This is a genomic window from Paenibacillus sp. N119s (assembly GCF_059447605.1).
This window is the reverse complement of the sequence record NZ_JCAJRU010000496.1, coordinates 1-600: the sequence shown is the minus strand read 5'-3', so window position 1 is coordinate 600 and position 600 is coordinate 1. Positions and strand designations below refer to the sequence as shown.

The 600-nt window shown below is 53.0% G+C and carries 2 protein-coding genes; both read right to left on the bottom strand.

What is annotated here, in order from left to right; translation table 11 throughout:
• Positions 1-22: 22 nt before the first annotated feature.
• Entirely contained in the window at positions 23-244 is a 222-nt protein-coding gene (locus AC5V8P_RS25985; protein ID WP_495474105.1) for a transposase, read from the bottom strand.
• A 17-nt stretch (positions 245-261) separates the two neighbouring features.
• Positions 262-600: IS5 family transposase (locus AC5V8P_RS25980; protein ID WP_495474104.1), on the bottom strand; the 339-nt coding region annotated here is incomplete at its 5' end.

Sequence of the window (600 nt, the reverse complement as noted above, 5' to 3'; positions counted from 1 at the left end):
GACGCTTTATACGTCTCCGAATCTAGCGACGCTTTACCCGCCGATTGCGTTTGCATGGGATCACCGGAGTAATGGATCGGCTTTGCAAAAGCTCTAAAATGGCATTGGTATCGTAGGCGCGATCCGCTAACACTTCTCCCGGGCAAACGTCCAGTCCATGAAGAAGGCGATAGCCCGTGACCGAATCGTGGTCTTGTCCTGGCGTCAATTCGAAACGCAGCGGATAGCCAAGCGCATCCACCATCGCATGAATTTTGGTGGTTAATCCTCCGCGCGAACGCCCGATGGCTTGCCGATCCTGCCCCCTTTTGCGCCCGCTCCATGCTGATGGACGCGAACGATGGTAGCATCAATCATCACTTGCTCCCAATCGGGTTCGATGGCGACATGCTTCAAGATTTCATTCCAAATATTCGCTTTTTGTAACCGCCAGAAAAAACTATAGGCAGAAGACCAAGGACCATACGTACTCGGTAAATCTCGCCATGGCGCTCCCGTTCGAGCAACCCATAGCACGGCATTCAGCATCTGACGCCGATCTTTAGGTGGACGTCCTCCTTGTTTTTTTCGGGCCGGGGGCAGCAAGGGTTCAAGGATATT